Origin of the sequence: Segniliparus sp., assembly GCF_051660745.1 — a bacterium.
Lineage (GTDB): Bacteria > Actinomycetota > Actinomycetes > Mycobacteriales > Mycobacteriaceae > Segniliparus.
This window is the reverse complement of record NZ_JBOFQF010000029.1, coordinates 35,719-52,434: the sequence shown is the minus strand read 5'-3', so window position 1 is coordinate 52,434 and position 16,716 is coordinate 35,719. Positions and strand designations below refer to the sequence as shown.

Sequence of the window (16,716 nt, the reverse complement as noted above, 5' to 3'; positions counted from 1 at the left end):
GAACCGGTTCGGCGGTGAGGGATTTGTTCGCCGCGCTCGCAGAAGTGGAGCGCGAGGAGTCCCTGCTGCTCTCCCGGAAAGCGGTGCTGGTGGCGAGGATCGCCGAGAAGGTCGCGGAGCGCCAGATCGTGGAGGAGCGTCAGTGCGGGAAAGGGATTTTCTCGTTCGCGACCCGCGAGGCGGTGTTGTTGGAGCTCGGCCCGGCGCTCGGGGTTTCGTCTCGCGGCGCGGAGGCGATGCTCTCCTTCGCGGAAGACATGACGGTCAACTACCCGAAACTCGGGGCGAAGCTGGCGGCGGCCGAAATCACGGCGAAAGCCGCCCGGTTTATCGGGGAGAACCTGGGCTTCGCGCCCGCGCAATGCCGGGAAGAACTCGACGCGTGGCTCGCGGCGCAGGCGCCGCGTTGGCGCATGTGCTCGTACGGGAAGATCTCGCACTTGATGGAAGCCCAATTTCTGAGGCTCGACCCGGAGTGGTGCAAGCAGCGTCGCGAACGCGCCCACAGGCAACGTGGGTTCTTCATCACCCCGATCAGTGACGGCATGGCGGACCTGCGCGGGACGATGCCCCTCGAACAAGCCGCCGAGCTGCGCGAGCGGCTGACCCAGATCGCCAACACCGTGTGCCCGAAGGACGGCAGGCCCTTGTGGACCAGGCACAGCGACGCATTAGCTGTCCTCGGGAGCGACGAAGAACAGCTCGTCTGCGAATGCGACAGGCCAACTTGCGAAGCGGCCCGACGGCCCCAGCATCAGCCGAAGAACATCGAACTGATCGTCCAACTCCCCGCCCTCGTCGGAAAAGCAGAACTCCCCGCATTGCTGGACGGAGCCCCGATTGACTCCGAGCTGGCGCAAATGTTGGCGAAAGCAGCCAAACGAATCAAATTCACCACCACACCAGACCAATACAAACCCACACCCACAGTCGAAACCCACGTCAACGCACGCGACCAGCACTGCCGATTCGCCAGTTGTGCATAATTACCTCCCATGAGCAAGCGGGCATTGATCGACATTCGGTTGTCGCGGTTGACGGACGCGACGACTTCGCCGGAACGGCAGCTGGATGACAGTCGAACCCTGTGCGAGCAGCGTGATTACGTGATCGTGGGGTCTGTCGAGGATCTGGACGTGTCGGCCACGCTCACGTCCCCGTTCGAGCGCCCCGCGCTTCAGGAGTGGATCGGGGACGGCAAGAACGACCACGGGCGGATGCACGAGATCGACGTGTTGGTGTTCTGGCGGATGGACCGCGTCGTACGGCATGTGTTCGACATCTTGGACTTGATGCGCTGGTGCCAGGCGCATTCGGTGAAGCTGGTCAGCGTCAAAGAGCCGTTCCTGGATTTCGACTCCCCGTACGGGATGCACAGCGCGATGTCGATCGCGTGGGTGGCGCAGATGGAGTCGGCGGCGAACTCGGAGCGCAGCTCGTCGGCGGCCCGGTTCAACACCAGGGCCGGGAAGTTCCGGGGCGGCACCCCGCCGTGGGGGTATCTGCCGGACAAGTCGTCCGGGCAGTGGCGCTACGCCCCGGACCCCGTGCAGGTCGCGGCGATCTTGGAGGCGGTCACGCGGATTTTGGACGGGGAGTCGTTGCGGTCGGTGGCGCACGACTTCACCGCGCGGGGCGAGTTGACCCCGCGCGACCGCTTCGCCCAGGCGCAGGGGCGCGAGGTCAAGGGCTACCAATGGCAGATCCGTGTCATGCAGCGAGCGCTCAAGTCCCCCACTCTCTTGGGCCAGATCGTCGTGCGGGAGGCCGCGACAGACGACGAGGGGCGCGCGCTCCGCAATCATCGGGGCCGCAAGATCGCGGGGCCTCAGACCGTGGTCCGCGACGACGACGGGTCCCCGGTGGTGCGCTCCGAGCCGATCCTCACCAGAGACGTGTTCGACCGGCTGCAAGCGGAGCTTCAGAGCCGTGGGCAGGGGCAGCGCAAAGGCCAGCGCGAGAAGAGCGACAGCCTCTTGCTGCGGGTCCTCTCGTGCGGGGAGTGCGGCAGGCCGATGTACCGGCACGCGGGCGATCAGGGCCGCCAGCAGCGCTACCGGTGCGCCTCTAGTGTGAACCGTGAGCCGTGCGGCAACCGCTCTGTGACACTCGACCACGCCGACACATTCCTGAACGAGAACCTCCTAGACCTGTTCGGCGACTCCGAACGGCGAGAGCGGACGTGGGACGCGGGGTCGGACCACTCCACCGAGCTCGCCGACATCGACGCCACGTTGGCGGACCTCACGGACCAGCTCGGAAGCGCGGCGTTCCGCAAAGGAACACCCCAACGCGACCGACTGGACCAGCGCATCACGGCCCTCGCGGGCCGTCAGACCGAACTCGCCTCGCGCGCGGTCCGCCCGTCCGGCTGGACCTGGACGCCGACCGGCGAGAAGTTCGCCGACTGGTGGGAGAACCAAGACGTCAAAGCGAAAAACGAATGGCTCCGCTCGACGGGCGTCCGCCTCACCTTCAAGAACACCACCGGAGCAGCGGAATGGGCAATCGACCTCGGAGACCTGAAACGGTTCGAGGAACAGCTACAGTTCGGCGAGGCCGCGAACCGGGCCGTACGCCAGATCCTCGAAGCCAACGAGGACTGAACGGCGCTGATGCTTTCACAGAACGATCCCCGTGCCCTGTCCAGCCACATGACCTAGGCGATGACGGAAAACGGCTTAGAAGCCGAATCGGGGCTTATTTTAATCGGCGGGATCATTCAGGCCGGTGTCCCCGGTGGGCGGTCCCGCGCCCTCTGCCATGCCACGTGGATATCGTCGGCGCTGACGCCGAGCAGTGGCGCGAGCGCTTGCGCCCTTTGTTCGGTGAGCGGTGTTCCGCCGCGTTCGAGCATGGACAAAGCCGTCGTGCTCATGCCCGCCGCCTTGGCGAGTTGAGGCTGGGTGAATCCGGCGAGGATGCGAAGATCCCCGAGGGTGCGCTTCTCTGCCGGGATGACGACGACTTGGCCGACTGGGACGCCGAGCACGGCGAGTGTGGCGCTGAGTTTGTCGATGGTGGGCAGGACTTCGCCGCTCTGCCAGCGTCTCAGTGTGTTCTCCCCAACCCCTGAGAGCCTGCTGAGGTCGTGATTGCTGATGCCTTTGCGTTTGTAGGCGAGGCGTGCCTTGGCGAAGGCGTGACGGCGGAAGCCGCGCGTGATACGGCGGCTCACGCCCTGTCGCTCTGGTCGCCTGGTCTCATGCGCCCATGCTCCGCATACGAACGGTGGTCGTCACATCTGTGTGAAATATATGGTAGATACAAATGTTAGATACCGGGTAGCGGGGGCGGCTTCTGGCCTGTACGATCAGCGCGACACCTGATGCCGTTGACGAGCGCGTTCCGGCGCGCTCGTCGGCGTGGCGCGGGTTATGATTTCTGTGATAACGAGGTTCGTCGCCCTGTTGGGCGGCGGGTCCGGGACGAGGAACGTGGAAAGGTTCTCACCTGATGGCGCGACATCTAGGGCAATCACGCGGTTATGACGACCTCGGCCCTGCCGTGAAACGGTTCGACTATATGGACCGCATGGACGAGGACGACGAGAGGGCGGTCGCGGAGCAGCGCGCGGAGGCGGCGCGGAAGAGCTTCGCCCCGGTGGTGCCGGACAAGGTCCTTGAGCTGGGTGGCTCTCGGTTCGCGGTGTATTCGGGGGCGGGCGCTTTGGAGATGCGCCGTCGTGAGGCCGTGGTGCAGCGGGCCCGTGAGGGTGGCGGCAGGTGAAGCTGGACACGGAGAAGGCCCGCCAGGCGGGCCGTGAGGTGCTTTCGGACGGGGAGGCGCTGCGCGCCGACCAATCGCCGTCCGCGTCCCGTGACGCCGCTGCCGGGCTGGCGGGGCTGGACTTGGCGGACGCTCTTGTGGCCGTCGCGGACGGGCAGCAGGAGTATTTGCGGCGGTTCGCGGACGGGCACGACTGGCTCGGCAACGCGGTCATCGAGGCCGCCGACAAGGTCGACGCGACCGACGACGACGCGAAGGCCAACATTGAGCGCTCGGGGGTTCCGAGGTGAGCGGGCCTCTCACCCGCGCCTTGTTGGAGAAGCTCAACCCGTCTGTGCTCAGCACGGCGGCGCAGGCCCTGCGGGCACGGGCGGGGAAGATCGCGGACGAGCAGGCCCAGTTCCCCAAGCGCCTGCGGTTCCCCGCGAGCGGGAAGGAATGGACCGGGGCCGCGTCCGACGCGCTGCAGGAGCGCGCGAGCGGTTTCGGGCGCGCGTACGGCACGGAGCACACGCGCCTGCTCGCCGCCGCCGAGACGTACACGCAGGCGGACGGGTACATCTCGGAGTCCGCGAAGACCGCGCGGCAGTTCCTCGCCGGGGTGGAGTCGATGCCGATGCTCGTCGCCTCCCCGGACGGGTCGAAGACGTGGGACTGCGGGGAGCCGTTCGAGGTCGCCCAGGACTTCGCCGTCCACGTCAAACCCGGCTCGGTCCCCCAGGGGGCTCCGTGGCAGATCGGACAGCTCCTGCAGTTCAAAGCGGCGGAGCTGACCGAAGACCTCAAGCGCCTGGTGGGGCAGCTCGAAGACCTCGGGCGGGACTGGGGCTCGAAGGTCAGGGAGGCGATGGACTTCAAAGACCTCGCCCTCGACAGCAAAGGCCAGCCCTACACGCCTTACGACTCTCATAGGGCCGCGATGGAGACGATCGAGGGCATGGCTTCGGGAGCGGTGCCTGACAATCCTTTCATCCTGCGCGATCAGTGGGGCAAGCTGAATGACGGGGAGAAGGAAGAGATGTGGCGCAAGCACGCGCATATCGGGGATTTGGACGGGATTCCGGCTGTGGACAAGGACAAGTTCAACCGGGCCACGTTCGACCGGGAGACCGAAGAAAAGAAACAGGGCGTACAGCGCATCTTGGACGAGCACAAGGACTGGAACCTCGACCACGCGCCCCACAATCCAGGCTCGAACGAGGGCCGCCAGTGGCGGGAGTGGAAGAACCGCGCCGATGCCGCGCAAGCCGACCTGCAGAAGAGCCTGGACCTGCAAGGCGCCCTCAAGCCCGTGCTCGACCCGAACGGGAAAGAGATCCCAGGGCAGCACCGCTACCTGCTCCAGCACGCCCAAGACGGCACCAGGGCCGTGGTCAGCGCGGGGAACCCGGACACGGCGAAGAATGTTGCGACGTTCGTGCCTGGCACCACCGAGCACGCAGACCACCTCCCCGGCGACATGCACCGGATCGACGGCATGTTCAACTCTGCCGTGAACGCCGGTTCGCCGAAGGACGGGACTTCGGTGATCGGGTGGTTCGGCTACGACGCCCCGGACTGGGTGGGCGAGAACAACCCCTCCTCCCCGAAAGGCGCGGAGGCGGGCGCTCCGCTCTTGGACCGCTTCCAGGACGGACTGCGTGCCACGCACGAGGGCGACCCCTCCCACAACACCGTCATCGGGCACTCCTACGGCTCAACCGTCGTGGGTGAGGCCGCGTCCCACGGTCGGACGTTGAACGCGGACGACGTGATCTACCTCGGCTCCCCAGGAGTGGAGATGCAATCGCCTAGCGACCTGCGCCTGACCGGCGTGGACCCGTCGCAAGCCGCCAGCCACACCTGGGCCGCCGCAGACAAATGGGACCCCGTGCCCCACTCGGAGAGCATCCCCGTGGTCCATGGCCCGTTCGGTGTTCCGATCCCAGCGCTCCCCGGCACCGGCCTTGGCCCGTTCGGGGACTCGCCTCTCGGCCCCGCGCCCACCGGCTCGGAATTCAACCTGCCCAAAAGCCAGATCATCCCCGTAGACCCCCACCCGCCCACCTGGGACCACCCGATGCCCGGCGGAGCGCACAGCGACTACTGGGACGACACCCAAGGCAAAGACAGCGCCTTGACGACGATGGGCGTGATCATCAACGGGCCCAAGCGATGAGGCGCATGCGGCACTACACGCTGGCGCTCGCCGCGATCATGGCCACGAGCGGGTGCAGTTGGACAAACCATCAGATCGACCATGTAATGAACGGAGGGCAGATGGATAAGAAACCGCTGCCAGGCTTGACGGCAGATCTGGCGAGGGCCAGGATCACCACGTATTTGCAGGACTCCTTGAGGGACTTCCCGGACGGATGGTCCTACGCGTACTACGCCATCGGCGACCATCCCGGCGACTCAGGGTTTCGCGCTGCCAGGAGCGGCAAGGTCAACGACTACGGAGATCCGAAGAAAAGCCCCTACAAAACCCAGGTGTATTACTGGGTGCACTACCCCGAGGGCACTGGAGAAGAGGCATTCCACAAGCTCGCGGCCTACTGGGCCCAGCACGCGCGTACCACAGAAGCTCCGAGCGTGCCCGCGAAAACCGCTATTAGCAATTATCTATGGTGGGCAAGCTTCGCGACAGAGGACCACTACAGTTTTGATTTGAATGTGAATCAGAACCACGCGGTGGCGGTTGTCTGGAACAGCCCGTATTACGCCTACGACCCGAATGATGACGGCTATATGCCCGAGACTGTCACGAAGAACGGCTCCAGCGCCTTCGGCGAGCCGCCGAAATGAGAGTTGAACCGCACTGGGTTTAGCGCAGAGCGGTTCCTCGGCGATGGTCGCCGTCAAGGTCTAGCTGTAGCGTAGGATGCGGTATGAGCCTGCGGAGGTGCCGTCGTTTGCGGCCGATCCGGGCGAGGACGAGTATGAGCCGCCTTCGAGTTGGTTGCAGAAGCTCTAGCCAGTGGCGTTAATGGCGCTGAGGTTAAGTTAGAGGCGCGTTCGCCCGCTTTCGCTATCCGTCATACGGTTTTAGTTTTTTCGTCGCTCTCGGTTGATCTGAGGCGGTATTTTCGTTCTAAGGCTGTAGCAGGTTCGTATTCTTGGGATAAACTCTTTTCGGGTTTGTGTTTGAGTTTTCATTGTCGAGATTATCGGTGACAAGCAGCAGCGGGCGCAGCTCGCTACCCGGACGGATGTCCTGGACCGGGCGAAGCAGTTGGCGACGGTGCCGGACTATGAGTTCGCCACGACAGTGCAAGTAGCCTCATTCCATGAGGCTGAGCTGAGTACATTGCGAAGTGTTCTCTATGAGCACAGAGACGAGTTCGCCCATACCGGTTACAGGGTGATAAAAGGCCCTGAACTGCGAAAATTGAAAGGGCTGTCCGAAGATCGGACAGCCCTAGGCAAGTCAAATCAGATAGGTATATGGGATCGCAAGGCGGTGTTGTTGCTCGGTATGCTTCTGCGTGACTCGGAGGTGGCGAAGACCGTGCGCGCGTATCTGCTCGCTGCCGAGGAGAGGGCGCACGGGCTGATTGCAGCCTGGATGGCCGTGGTTCAGCTGAGTCCGTTGGCCGGACTCAGTCTTTAGTTTTCGCTGGTCGGGCGTGTTGTTTAAGGATTTCTTGGGCTTTGGGGGTGAGTTGTCCCCCTGCTCGTCCGGGAGTTCCGGTGAGAAGGCCCTGTTTCCTCGCTTGCCAGAGGTGCCCACGGATTGTGCTCACGGTCTTGCCGACCATCTCGGCCAAATGGTCGTTCGGCTTTGCTTGGTTTCGGTTCACGGCGGACACGTACTCTTGGGCGAGCAGGGCGAGGTATTCGTCGGTCACGCCTTTGTCGAGCGTGTCGCGCAGACGGTTGGCGATGAACTTCTGGAGGCTCTTCGATACGACCTCTCTTCGTTTTGACGCCAGCCAATGCTGATTGAGCATCTCGGCGGCTTTCCGGAAGTCGATCTGGCGGAGGACGGTCGAGGAGAGTCCGCCCTGGGGCGGCTGGTCCGGGCGCAGTGGTTCGATCACCAGGCTGAGGGGGCCGCCGTTCTCGACCCCCTCCGGCCACCGCATCGTCGCGATCCAGTCCCCGAGGTTCTGGACGAACGTCGCCTGCGCGTTCCGCTCGCTTCTGCGCGAATCGTGTTCTTCCATGCGCCGACTGTACCAAACATCATTGGCAAACACGACGTACCCGTCTAGTTTGACAAGCATGTTGGGATGACTTATCGTGGAACGAGCGGTGGGCAGGCCGCCGCGACCAAGGGAAGAATGGGGCAAGGATGAGTGAATGGAATCACGAGGAAGAGCGGGTGAGGTTCGCGGCGAGCGGCGTGGGCCTGAGACTGAGGAAGGGCAAGGCCCGCAATCCCGCAGAGCCGGGTCACGCCGCATACGGGCTCTGCGCGCACGGGCGCGGCGGTGGCCTCGGGCTGTACGGGGAGCCTGACGGCGCGCTCATGTTCTCGGACGGCGCGAGCGGGCACGGGCTCACGTTGGACGAGGCGGCGGGGATCGTGGCGGACGTGGCCGCCGAGCTGGGCCGGTTTGCCGGGGTGTCGGCATAGGCGGTCGGGCCGTGGTTGGGCCTGAGCGGCTTGTGGGGCGATGTTCTGGAAAGGTGTTCGGATCGGTGGGATTCGACGGGAAGGGTGTTGATGGTTGATTCGTGTGTTGACGAGGATGTCGAGCGGTGGCTGGCGGAGTTCGAGCGGGCGAAGGCCGCGTTTCCGATGACGACGCTTGGGGAGGCGGCGCGGCTGGCGGAGGTGTCTGATCCGTGGTTGGTGCCGGGGTTGGTGGCGGCGACTTCGACGCTGCTGTACGGTGAGGCGAAGGTCGGCAAGTCGTGGCTTGTGGCGCATCTGGTGGCGGCGCTCGCGACGGGCGGGGAGTTTCTGGGGGTGCGGCTGGTCGCTGGTGATTATTCGGTGGCGTTGGCGCTCACCGACGACGCGGGGCGTGAGGAGTACGGAGTCCGGATCGGGTCGGTGGTGTCCGATCCGGGCTCGTGCCCGGTCGGTTTGTACCGGATCGGGGTCATGAACGCGCAGCGCTGGGGCGACCTGTTCCAGGTGATCAGATATCACGGGCACAACGTGGTGGTGATCGACAATCTGACGCAGGCGCTCGACGGGTCGATCAATGACGACGCGGTGGTGCGGCGGTTCTTCGAGGGGGTGCGGCTGTTCACGGCGGCGGGTATCGCGGTCGTGGTCGTCGGGCACTCCTCGGACAAGGCCAATGCGAACGGTTTCAAGCCGAGCACGCCAATGGGCTCGGCGTACGTCTCCCAAGCGGTGCGCTGGATCATGCACGTCCGTAAGGCGAGGGGCGGGCGTCTGGGGGTGCGGACGTACGGCAATCTCGGGCACGGCGACGAGTTCGAGCTAGAGCCGGGGGCGGGAGCCCGGTTCGAGGTGGCGGCACGCCGAGAGCGCCCGGAAGGACGGCGGCCTCGGTCCGCTGAGACTCTGGACCGCAACGCGCAGATGGCAGACTGGGTCGTCGCCCACTGCCAGGGCGTGAGCCAGAACAAGACCGCCGAGGCTCTGGCCGAGCAGTTCGGCGGCTCGGCCCACAGCTACCGGACGTGGCTGAGGCCGGGCGGCAAGCTCGGCAGCCTCATAAGACGCGACGGCGAGCGGTGGGAGCGGGTATCCGGGCGACCATAGAAAGCGCAGGTCGGGCATGGCGGGGGTGGATATCCTCGAATACCCACCCGTTCTTGAAACCGCAGATCAGAGCAGGTGGCGAGGTGGAGATGGACACCCCTTATAGGTAGTTCGTTCCTCACCACCTTGATCCCCACTGGAAGGAGTCCCGGCACGGGCCTTCGGCCCGCGCTGCGGACGACGGAAGAACAATGATGACCGATGAAGGCAGAGCCCTTCGGGGGCTCTGATCTTCGAGGGAAGGAAGAGAGTTTGAAGTAGTAGGGACCGGCTTCGGTGCCGGTCCTTGACTTCTGGAATATGAATATCAAGAGCCGCTTGCGGCGGCTCCTGTGTGTTCTCTCCATTCTTATTCCAGGACCGCCTTCGGGGCGGTTTGGGATCAACTCTTCCCTAGAAGCCGCCTCGGAGCGGCTCCGAGAAGACAAGTCTTATTCATAGAGCGCCTTGTTGGCGCTCAAGAACTAAGCTTTGTTCGAACGCGGCCAGAAAAGGCCGCTACTCGACCGGTCTCCGGTTTTCAACCGTCGACCGCAGAACCGGCTGGCGCGTCGGGCATTGGCGACACGCCGAAGAGATATCCTCCCATGGTTCATGAACTGGGAATTTCATGATTGTGACGAAATATTGTTTCGTGTTCGCTTGCATTGTCGGCTGTTTGCCGTAAAATGGAATACGGAGGCGGTGCGGAAGCGCGGAAACAAATATGCGTGCCACAGTCTGGTTATCGGCCGTTCGGGAAACGTCGATAAAGGCCCCTAGCGCAGCCGTAGACGAGAGAATATCGTTCTACGGTATTCGGATACCAGGGAGATAGTTCTATGCGTTTAAATCGGGCGTGAGGGCGATTTAGTTTGCGTGAGGAAGAATTTAGTGTCGGCAGGAGGTTTCATCAACGTGTGTGTTTCATCACGATTTGGCGTTTGGGGTAGGATTTTTATGAAATTCCCACCCTATTTATGGGTGTAGAGCAAAACACAAAACGATTCGTTTTCGTCCGCTCTACGCGAGCACGCGAGAAGTGGGTTTCTTGTGTGTTCTTTTTATTTGCCGAATGTTTCTGTGCACAGAGGAGAGGGGTTGTCATGGCTGGTCGGGCGTGTGTGAACGGGCATGTGTTGAGGGGGCCTGGGGATTGTTTCCACGACGGTCGGTGCCGAGTGTGCGACAAAGCGCACGGCGCGGCCTACCGCGCACGTCGCCGGATCGCCCTTCGGTTGGTGCGGTTGTTGGAGGGCGAGGGCGTGCCGGTCCCCAAATCGGGCGCGGCTGATTTACAAGGGCTCGCGTCCATGTTGGCCTCTGGTCTCGCAGTCGGGGCGTAGCGCTTTTCCGGCGCGAAACGAGTCTCCAAAGTTTTGGGGATTCGATATTTGTTCAGCGGCCCAACGAGGCCGTTGGTTATCTATTGAGAAAGAAAGGCATCGAGAATGCTTTTAGGCAACGGTGAATTCGACCGCGAGGGCAACGCCTTGACACAGCTTGTGGGCCATGTTCGAAAGCTCGGGATCGAGATTCCAAAACAGGTCGAATCCGAGATCGGTATTTACAAGGATTTGCTGCGGTCCAGATCTGGCGCGGAGCGCGAGTACGACGACGCGGTCGGCGCGTTGCGGACGGTCGACCCCTCGAAATTCCAAGACGCGAAAGCGGAAGTCGTCGCGAAGTCTTTCCAATGGTTCGCTTTGAATCAAGGGGTTGACAAGGTTCTCATCGACGCGGCGGCGACTAGGTTGCACAACGCGGTCTACGACGCTGTCGGAGGTTGGGAGCGCGAGATCGTCTCGCGGTTCAACTCCGTGGTGGAAGGCCACGCGCTCAACGAGACCGCGCCGGATCTTCCGGCGCTCTCCGATCCGCGCGGGTTCAACGCCTGGAATTTGACCGAGCAGCAGGCGCGAGCGGTACAGGCGTGGCGCGAGGCGGCAACGCTCCTGGACCCGCTGTGGTCCGCGTACAGGCGGATCGCGGACTACCACGGCTATCAGATCGGACCCGCGAAATCCGACGACCTCTCGACAAACTTGTTCAGCGCATGCGCGTTGGGAGACCCTGGCGCGTTCTCCACGGCGTACGAGGCGAGCATCGAGCTTGCCCGCATTGGCGAGAACGTCGACACGGCAAGGCCGTACGCGGCCATCACGCCGTACGTCGTCACCGCTATTGCCCGGTATCCGCTGAGGCTGCACACCATCGCGGACGCGGCGAAGATCCGAGCCAGCATCCAACCATCCTGACCAGCTATTTCGGGAGGGGAGGCCCCACCGGGGCCACCCCTCCCCCCTAGCTCTAGACCGGGACGTGATGCGGGTCCCTGGTTTTGTGAGCAAATCCGAACTTCATTTTTTTCGACCGGGAGGAACAACCGGAATTGACTGTGAAACCGAGAGCCCCGCACGGGCTCAAAACGGAAGGGCAACGGCTCTGGCGGGCCGTCGTCGCGGAATTCGACCTCAGCTTCGAACCGCACAAACAACGGATCTTGTTTGACGCGTGCAAGACTGCTGACCTCGTGCAACGCCTGGATGAGGCGGCAGAAGACGCGCCCCTCACGGCGAAGGGGTCAATGGGCCAAGAGGTCATCTCACCTCTCATCGCGCAGAGCCAATCCGCCCGGAGCCTGCTAGCCCAACTCCTCAGCCGATTGGACTTGCCGCCCACCGACGAGGAGCAGGCGGAACGGGCTGAAAAACTCTCACAAACACGTCGGAAAGCGGCGAAAACCGCCCGATTCACGGTGGTGGGCGACTAATGCCGCCACGTAGGAACAAGCGAGCCGCCCGCACCGCTATCGAGGTGGCGGACGACTTACCAGGACGGTTCTACAACCCGCAGCCAGCCGTCAAAGACGGCGACCTCGTCGGACTCCGCGACTACATCCGCGACCTCACCACTTATCTGGACGAACACCTCGCGCCGACACGCCGCGACGACCCTTCCGTCACCGATGTCATGGCAGAGATCGGCATCCCGCCGAGCGAGTGGTACCGGCACGCCCTCGGCAGGAAACAGCACGAAAACGGCTAGCCTGTCCTAGACGAGCTAGCACCGACAAGACGGCTCGTCATCGTCTCCAACCAGCGAAAACACGCCGACCTCGAAAAACATCGGTGGTAAAAGTTGACAACCGATTCCCCGGCTGCTTCCGCCGTGCCCGCACCGAGTTGGATCACACCCTCCCCTTCGACCACGAGCACCCCGAATCCGGAGGCTTGACTGTCCCCGACAATCTCAAACGATTGTGCCGACACCACCACCGCGCGAAAACACATGCCAACTGGCGGGACCACCAAGCACTCGACGGCACCGTCCACTGGACCAGCCCGAACGGCCAACACCACATCACTGTGCCTGGCTGAGCGCTAGCGCAGGCCGACGCCTCGGGCGAACGCCGTCTCGATGAGGGTGGACAACAGCTTCGAATAGTCGAGCCCGGCCTGCTCCCACATCTTCGGATACAACGAGGACGTGGTGAAGCCCGGCAGCGTGTTGAGCTCGTTGATGATCGGGCGGCCGTCTTCATCCAGGAAGAAGTCCACCCTGGAGAGCCCGGAGCAGTCCATCGTCTGGAACGCCCGCACCGCCAAAGCCTTGATCTCGCTCGCAGCAGGCTCGTCCACCTTCGCGGGAACCTGCAGCTGCGCGACGTTGTTCAAATACTTCGTCTCGAAGTCGTACGCGTCGGGGACGACGATCTCGCCGAGCTCGCCCGCCTCGACACGCCCGTCCGGGAACTCCAGCACGGCGCATTCGACCTCACGCCCCGAAATCCCGGTCTCCACCAGAACCTTCGGGTCGTATTTCCGGGCCGTGGCGATCGCCTCGGACAAATCGTCCCACCGCTCGACCTTCACCACGCCAAGCGAGGAGCCCCCTCGCGCAGGTTTCACGAACACCGGCAGTTCGAGCTGCTCCCGCAGCGCCGCCTCGTCCACGTCCTGCCCCGGCTGGAGCACCGCGTACGGGCCGACCGGCAGGCCGCCCCCGCGCAGCAACGCCTTCATCTGCGCTTTGTCCATGCAGGCCGCGCTCGCGAACACGCCGCAGCCCACATACGGGAGATTCGCGAACTCCAGAAGACCCTGCAGCGTGCCGTCCTCGCCGAACGGGCCGTGCAGCACCGGGAACACCACGTCCGCCTTGGCCGCCAAAGAGCCGTCTGCGACGTGGCGCAGCTCCCCCGCCCCCGTGCGTCCGACGGCGAGCGCCACCTTCGGGGCCGTCGCGTCCACTTGGGGCAGCCCGCCCGTCTTGTCCCCGAGCTCCTCGGGAGACCGGCTGTCGAGCACCCAGTCGCCCTCTCTCGTGATCCCCACCGGGACGGCCTCGTACCGGCCCTGGTCCAGCTGCGACAGGACCGAAGCCGCAGAGAGGCAGGAGATCTCGTGCTCGCTGCTCACTCCGCCGAACACAACGAGGACCACTGTTTTCCGGGTCATTCCGCACCGATCTTCCTGCCCATGAGGCTCTCGACCGCCTCGCGCACCGCCGCGCCCTCGTGGCACACCTGGTACACCGCCTCAGTGATCGGCATTTCCACGCCATGGTCGGCGGCCAGCTCCCGCACTGCGCCGCAGCTGGCATAACCCTCGACCACGCCATGCGGGCCGCCCGTTGCCGCTTTCGCCGCTTCGCCCAAGCCGAGGCGCACGCCGAACGCGCGATTGCGGGACAGCGGCGACGTGCAGGTGGCGACGAGGTCGCCCACCCCGGCAAGACCGGAGAAGGTCGAGGCTTTCGCGCCCATCGCGACGCCGAGCCTGGTGATCTCCGCGAGGCCCCGGGTGATCAAGACCGCGAGGGTGTTCTGCCCGTACCCGAACCCGGAGGCGATGCCGCAGGCAAGCGCGATGACGTTCTTGACCACGCCCGCGAGCTCGACCCCGACCACGTCGTCATTCGTGTAGACGCGGAAGTTCGGGCCCGAGCAGAGCCGCTGCAGAGCGAGCGCCGCCGACTCGTCCGAGCAGGCGATCGCCGCGCCGGACGGCTGGCCCGCGGCGACCTCCAAGGCGAGATTCGGCCCGGAAAGGACGGCGATCTCCCCCGTCGGCCTGCCCAGCACTTCTTCCACGACCTCGGTCATCCGCAGTTTCGTGCCACGCTCCAGGCCTTTGGCGAGCGAGAGCAGGAGGGTGCCCGGCTTGATCGCCCCGCCCCACGACTCCAAATTCGTCCGCAGGCTCTGCGCGGGGGTCGCCAGCAGCACTGTGTTCGCCTCGGCGACCGCGAACACCGGGTCCGCCGTCGCGACGAGCGATTCTGGAAGCCGCCAACCGGGCAGGTACTCCCCGTTCTCCCGGTCCTGGTTGATCGCGTCGGCGAGCGCCTCGCGCCTGGACCACAGCACCACGTGATGTCCGAGATCGGCGATCACTTTTGCCATGGCGGTGCCCCACGCGCCAGAACCCATGACCGCGACCTCGGCCGTCATCGCGGCACCGCCTCGAACTTCATCTGCCCAGACTAATGCCGCATGCGGCCGAAGCTCGCATCAACCCCGGCCTACTGGGGATTCGAGTTTTTCGGTGGAAGGATGTGGATGCTGTTGTCCGGCTTGGAGTTGGGCAGTGGCAGTTTCGCGTATGGGTTGTTCTTCCCCTGCTGCGCGGTGTTGCACGGCACGGGGTTGTAGTAACAAGGCCCGTAGGAGGACCCGTCGCCGGTGAGCCGGGGCGCCGCCGCGCTCGCCGCATCGGTCGATGCGAGCCCGCCGAAGGCGACCACGCCGAAGGCTGCCGCGCATACGGCGCGGGCCGCTTTTCCGAAAGAGGACATCATGCCTCGCCTCCTGGCGTTGCCAGCGCTTCGTTGCGCTGTACAACCAGGATGGCTCGCCGAGACTGAAGCTTGTGAGTCGATTTGATGGAGATTGGGCTGTCATTTCGGGCGCCAAAAAGCCACGGCCTGTGCCGGGACGCGTCGCGTCCCGGCACAGGCCGTGGCAAAGGGGGCTGTCGCTTACTCCGCGTCGGCCCCGAAGCCTGCCTCGCTGTCGAAGCCGGCGTCGCCGCCGATGTTCGCGTCCACACCGATGTTCGCGTCCACGCCGCCACGGATGTCGGAGTCCACGCCGATGTTCGCGCCGCCGTTCAGGCCTGCGCGGAAGTCGCTGTCCTCGCGGTCGCCACGGTTCCAATCGTCGCCGTCCTGGTGGTCGCGGTCCCGGTCGCCACGGTTCCAATCGTCGCCGTCCTGGTGGTCGCGGTCCCGGTCGCCACGGTTCCAGTCGTCGCGGTCCTCGTGCCCACGGCCACGGTCGTGGTCGTCGTTTCCGTGTCCGGGCGGGAACGGCGGGTTGTGCGGGTCGTCGAGGACGACCGGAGCCTGCTGGTCGGGCGCGACTGTGGAAGCGAGCGCCGGAGCCGCGAGCCCGCCGAAGGCCGCGAGCCCGAGCGAAACGATCGCGGCCCCACGGGCCGCTGGGAAAATTCGGGACACTGCGTATCTCCTTATTTGTTCTTGTGCGGAACTCGTCGTCGAGTCCTTGCCCAGCATGGCGGGAGGAGCTGTGCGCGCTGCCGTGCCGAGCTGTGGATCTGCTGTGGCTTCCTGCGCCCCGTTGACAGCAAAGCCTGGAAGTTCCCCCTGGGATTTCCCCGAGAGCCCGCGCCGACCGCGCATACAATGGTCGTCGTGCCCAGACAAACGACCCCGCACGCGGTCGTCCTCATCGCGGTCAAACCCTTGACTGCCGCGAAAACACGGCTCGCCCAGGCGCTTTCCGCCGAGCAGCGGGCCCAGTTGACGCTCGCGATGCTCACCGACGTCCTCGAAGCAGCGCGAGGCGCCGCGTGGACGCGGGCCATCGCAGTGGTCACTGAAGACGCTCGGGTGAAAGCCCTCGCGGAGGCGTACGGCGCGGTCGCGCTCGACGAGCCGGAGGCGCAGGCGCAGGTCGGCGGGCTCAACGCCGCGTTGCAGTCGGCGGACGCCTGGGCGCGGGACCAGTTCCCCGCAGCGATGCGCGTCGCCCTGCACGGCGACCTCCCCGCGCTGCGCCCCATGGAGCTGCAGCAGGCGCTGTGCGCCGCCCGCGAGCTCCGCCGGGCCTACGTCGCCGACCACGAGGGCTCGGGGACCACCGCCCTCATCGCCGCCGCGTCGACCGAGCTCGCGCCTGCTTTCGGCCCAGGCTCCGCCGCCCGGCACGCGGCTTCGGGAGCCGTCGCAGTCTCGGACCCGTTGCCGGGATTGCGCCAGGACGTGGATGTTCCGGGGGATTTGCGGATGGCGGCCGAGCTCGGCCTCGGCCTCGCCACGAAAACCCTCGTGTCCAGCCCTCAGCACATCCATCTGGTGACGCCGTAGCCGCGTCG

19 protein-coding genes are annotated in these 16,716 nt (G+C 64.8%); 13 read left to right on the top strand and 6 right to left on the bottom strand.

What is annotated here, in order from left to right:
* Both ACRC20_RS10210 and ACRC20_RS10205 read left to right on the top strand, forming a co-directional pair.
* A partial coding sequence (locus ACRC20_RS10210) for a DUF222 domain-containing protein (protein ID WP_438686268.1) occupies positions 1 to 986 on the top strand: 986 nt, incomplete at its 5' end.
* A gap of 9 nt (positions 987 to 995) precedes the next feature.
* Positions 996 to 2,606, top strand: coding sequence for a recombinase family protein (locus ACRC20_RS10205; protein WP_438686267.1), 1,611 nt, complete (start codon positions 996 to 998; stop codon positions 2,604 to 2,606).
* 116 nt (positions 2,607 to 2,722) lie between these two features.
* Here the strand turns inward: ACRC20_RS10205 and ACRC20_RS10200 are convergent, their stop codons facing one another.
* Entirely contained in the window at positions 2,723 to 3,178 is a 456-nt protein-coding gene (locus ACRC20_RS10200) for a helix-turn-helix domain-containing protein (RefSeq protein WP_438686266.1), read from the bottom strand.
* A gap of 278 nt (positions 3,179 to 3,456) precedes the next feature.
* Here ACRC20_RS10200 and ACRC20_RS10195 point away from each other — a divergent pair, with 278 nt between their 5' ends.
* The 5 genes from ACRC20_RS10195 to ACRC20_RS10175 all read left to right on the top strand — a co-directional run bounded on the left by ACRC20_RS10195 (position 3,457) and on the right by ACRC20_RS10175 (position 7,321).
* Positions 3,457 to 3,729, top strand: coding sequence for an exonuclease V subunit alpha (locus ACRC20_RS10195; protein ID WP_438686265.1), 273 nt, complete (start codon positions 3,457 to 3,459; stop codon positions 3,727 to 3,729).
* Entirely contained in the window at positions 3,726 to 4,019 is a 294-nt protein-coding gene (locus tag ACRC20_RS10190; protein WP_438686264.1) for a hypothetical protein, read from the top strand. The genes ACRC20_RS10195 and ACRC20_RS10190 overlap by 4 nt, the downstream gene beginning before the upstream one ends.
* Entirely contained in the window at positions 4,016 to 5,887 is a 1,872-nt protein-coding gene (locus tag ACRC20_RS10185) for an alpha/beta hydrolase (protein ID WP_438686263.1), read from the top strand. The genes ACRC20_RS10190 and ACRC20_RS10185 overlap by 4 nt, the downstream gene beginning before the upstream one ends.
* A gap of 101 nt (positions 5,888 to 5,988) precedes the next feature.
* Positions 5,989 to 6,516, top strand: a complete 528-nt coding sequence (locus ACRC20_RS10180) for a hypothetical protein (protein ID WP_438686262.1) — start codon at positions 5,989 to 5,991, stop codon at positions 6,514 to 6,516.
* A gap of 427 nt (positions 6,517 to 6,943) precedes the next feature.
* Positions 6,944 to 7,321: a hypothetical protein gene (locus ACRC20_RS10175; RefSeq protein ID WP_438686261.1), complete on the top strand. Its 378-nt coding sequence runs from the start codon at positions 6,944 to 6,946 to the stop codon at positions 7,319 to 7,321.
* Here the strand turns inward: ACRC20_RS10175 and ACRC20_RS10170 are convergent.
* Positions 7,311 to 7,877: a hypothetical protein gene (locus tag ACRC20_RS10170; RefSeq protein WP_438686260.1), complete on the bottom strand. Its 567-nt coding sequence runs from the start codon at positions 7,875 to 7,877 to the stop codon at positions 7,311 to 7,313. The two genes, ACRC20_RS10175 and ACRC20_RS10170, sit on opposite strands and share 11 nt — an antisense overlap.
* 128 nt (positions 7,878 to 8,005) lie before the next feature.
* Here ACRC20_RS10170 and ACRC20_RS10165 point away from each other — a divergent pair, with 128 nt between their 5' ends.
* From ACRC20_RS10165 to ACRC20_RS10145, 5 genes are all read left to right on the top strand, one after another.
* Entirely contained in the window at positions 8,006 to 8,290 is a 285-nt protein-coding gene (locus ACRC20_RS10165) for a hypothetical protein (protein WP_438686259.1), read from the top strand.
* A 90-nt stretch (positions 8,291 to 8,380) separates the two neighbouring features.
* Positions 8,381 to 9,397 carry an AAA family ATPase gene (locus ACRC20_RS10160; protein WP_438686258.1) on the top strand — a complete coding sequence of 339 codons (1,017 nt, stop codon included), beginning with the start codon at positions 8,381 to 8,383 and terminating at the stop codon, positions 9,395 to 9,397.
* A gap of 1,472 nt (positions 9,398 to 10,869) precedes the next feature.
* The gene (locus ACRC20_RS10155) at positions 10,870 to 11,634 is read left to right on the top strand and encodes a hypothetical protein (protein ID WP_438686257.1); all 765 of its coding nucleotides are present in this window, start codon (positions 10,870 to 10,872) and stop codon (positions 11,632 to 11,634) included.
* A 134-nt stretch (positions 11,635 to 11,768) separates the two neighbouring features.
* The gene (locus tag ACRC20_RS10150) at positions 11,769 to 12,149 is read left to right on the top strand and encodes a hypothetical protein (RefSeq protein WP_438686256.1); all 381 of its coding nucleotides are present in this window, start codon (positions 11,769 to 11,771) and stop codon (positions 12,147 to 12,149) included.
* Entirely contained in the window at positions 12,149 to 12,424 is a 276-nt protein-coding gene (locus ACRC20_RS10145) for a hypothetical protein (RefSeq protein ID WP_438686255.1), read from the top strand. The genes ACRC20_RS10150 and ACRC20_RS10145 overlap by 1 nt, the downstream gene beginning before the upstream one ends.
* 335 nt (positions 12,425 to 12,759) lie before the next feature.
* Here ACRC20_RS10145 and ACRC20_RS10140 read toward each other — a convergent pair whose 3' ends face one another.
* From ACRC20_RS10140 to ACRC20_RS10125, 4 genes are all read right to left on the bottom strand, one after another.
* A complete protein-coding gene (locus tag ACRC20_RS10140) occupies positions 12,760 to 13,836 on the bottom strand; it encodes a D-alanine--D-alanine ligase family protein (RefSeq protein WP_438686254.1) in 1,077 nt (358 codons plus the stop codon).
* On the bottom strand, positions 13,833 to 14,831 hold the full coding sequence (locus ACRC20_RS10135) for an NAD(P)H-dependent glycerol-3-phosphate dehydrogenase (RefSeq protein ID WP_438686253.1): 999 nt from the start codon (positions 14,829 to 14,831) through the stop codon (positions 13,833 to 13,835). Before ACRC20_RS10135 ends, ACRC20_RS10140 begins: the two co-directional genes overlap by 4 nt.
* 71 nt (positions 14,832 to 14,902) lie before the next feature.
* On the bottom strand, positions 14,903 to 15,178 hold the full coding sequence (locus tag ACRC20_RS10130) for a hypothetical protein (protein WP_438686252.1): 276 nt from the start codon (positions 15,176 to 15,178) through the stop codon (positions 14,903 to 14,905).
* 180 nt (positions 15,179 to 15,358) lie between these two features.
* Complete coding sequence (locus ACRC20_RS10125) at positions 15,359 to 15,838, bottom strand: hypothetical protein (RefSeq protein WP_438686251.1); 480 nt, start codon at positions 15,836 to 15,838, stop codon at positions 15,359 to 15,361.
* Positions 15,839 to 16,024: 186 nt separating this feature from the next.
* On the opposite strand from ACRC20_RS10125, the gene cofC reads away from it, so the two are divergent.
* Positions 16,025 to 16,708: a 2-phospho-L-lactate guanylyltransferase gene (cofC, locus tag ACRC20_RS10120; protein WP_438686250.1), complete on the top strand. Its 684-nt coding sequence runs from the start codon at positions 16,025 to 16,027 to the stop codon at positions 16,706 to 16,708.
* Positions 16,709 to 16,716: the final 8 nt, after the last annotated feature.

Excerpts from the sequence above, each read along its gene's own strand:
- ACRC20_RS10160 (WP_438686258.1), top strand. The coding sequence starts at position 8,381 with ATGGTTGATTCGTGTGTTGACGAGGATGTCGAGCGGTGGCTGGCGGAG.
- ACRC20_RS10195 (WP_438686265.1), top strand. The coding sequence starts at position 3,457 with ATGGCGCGACATCTAGGGCAATCACGCGGTTATGACGACCTCGGCCCT.
- ACRC20_RS10135 (WP_438686253.1), bottom strand. The coding sequence starts at position 14,831 with ATGACGGCCGAGGTCGCGGTCATGGGTTCTGGCGCGTGGGGCACCGCC.
- ACRC20_RS10165 (WP_438686259.1), top strand. The coding sequence starts at position 8,006 with ATGAGTGAATGGAATCACGAGGAAGAGCGGGTGAGGTTCGCGGCGAGC.
- ACRC20_RS10130 (WP_438686252.1), bottom strand. The coding sequence starts at position 15,178 with ATGATGTCCTCTTTCGGAAAAGCGGCCCGCGCCGTATGCGCGGCAGCC.
- ACRC20_RS10145 (WP_438686255.1), top strand. The coding sequence starts at position 12,149 with ATGCCGCCACGTAGGAACAAGCGAGCCGCCCGCACCGCTATCGAGGTG.
- ACRC20_RS10140 (WP_438686254.1), bottom strand. The coding sequence starts at position 13,836 with ATGACCCGGAAAACAGTGGTCCTCGTTGTGTTCGGCGGAGTGAGCAGC.
- ACRC20_RS10205 (WP_438686267.1), top strand. The coding sequence starts at position 996 with ATGAGCAAGCGGGCATTGATCGACATTCGGTTGTCGCGGTTGACGGAC.
- ACRC20_RS10170 (WP_438686260.1), bottom strand. The coding sequence starts at position 7,877 with ATGGAAGAACACGATTCGCGCAGAAGCGAGCGGAACGCGCAGGCGACG.
- cofC (WP_438686250.1), top strand. The coding sequence starts at position 16,025 with ATGGTCGTCGTGCCCAGACAAACGACCCCGCACGCGGTCGTCCTCATC.
- ACRC20_RS10180 (WP_438686262.1), top strand. The coding sequence starts at position 5,989 with ATGGATAAGAAACCGCTGCCAGGCTTGACGGCAGATCTGGCGAGGGCC.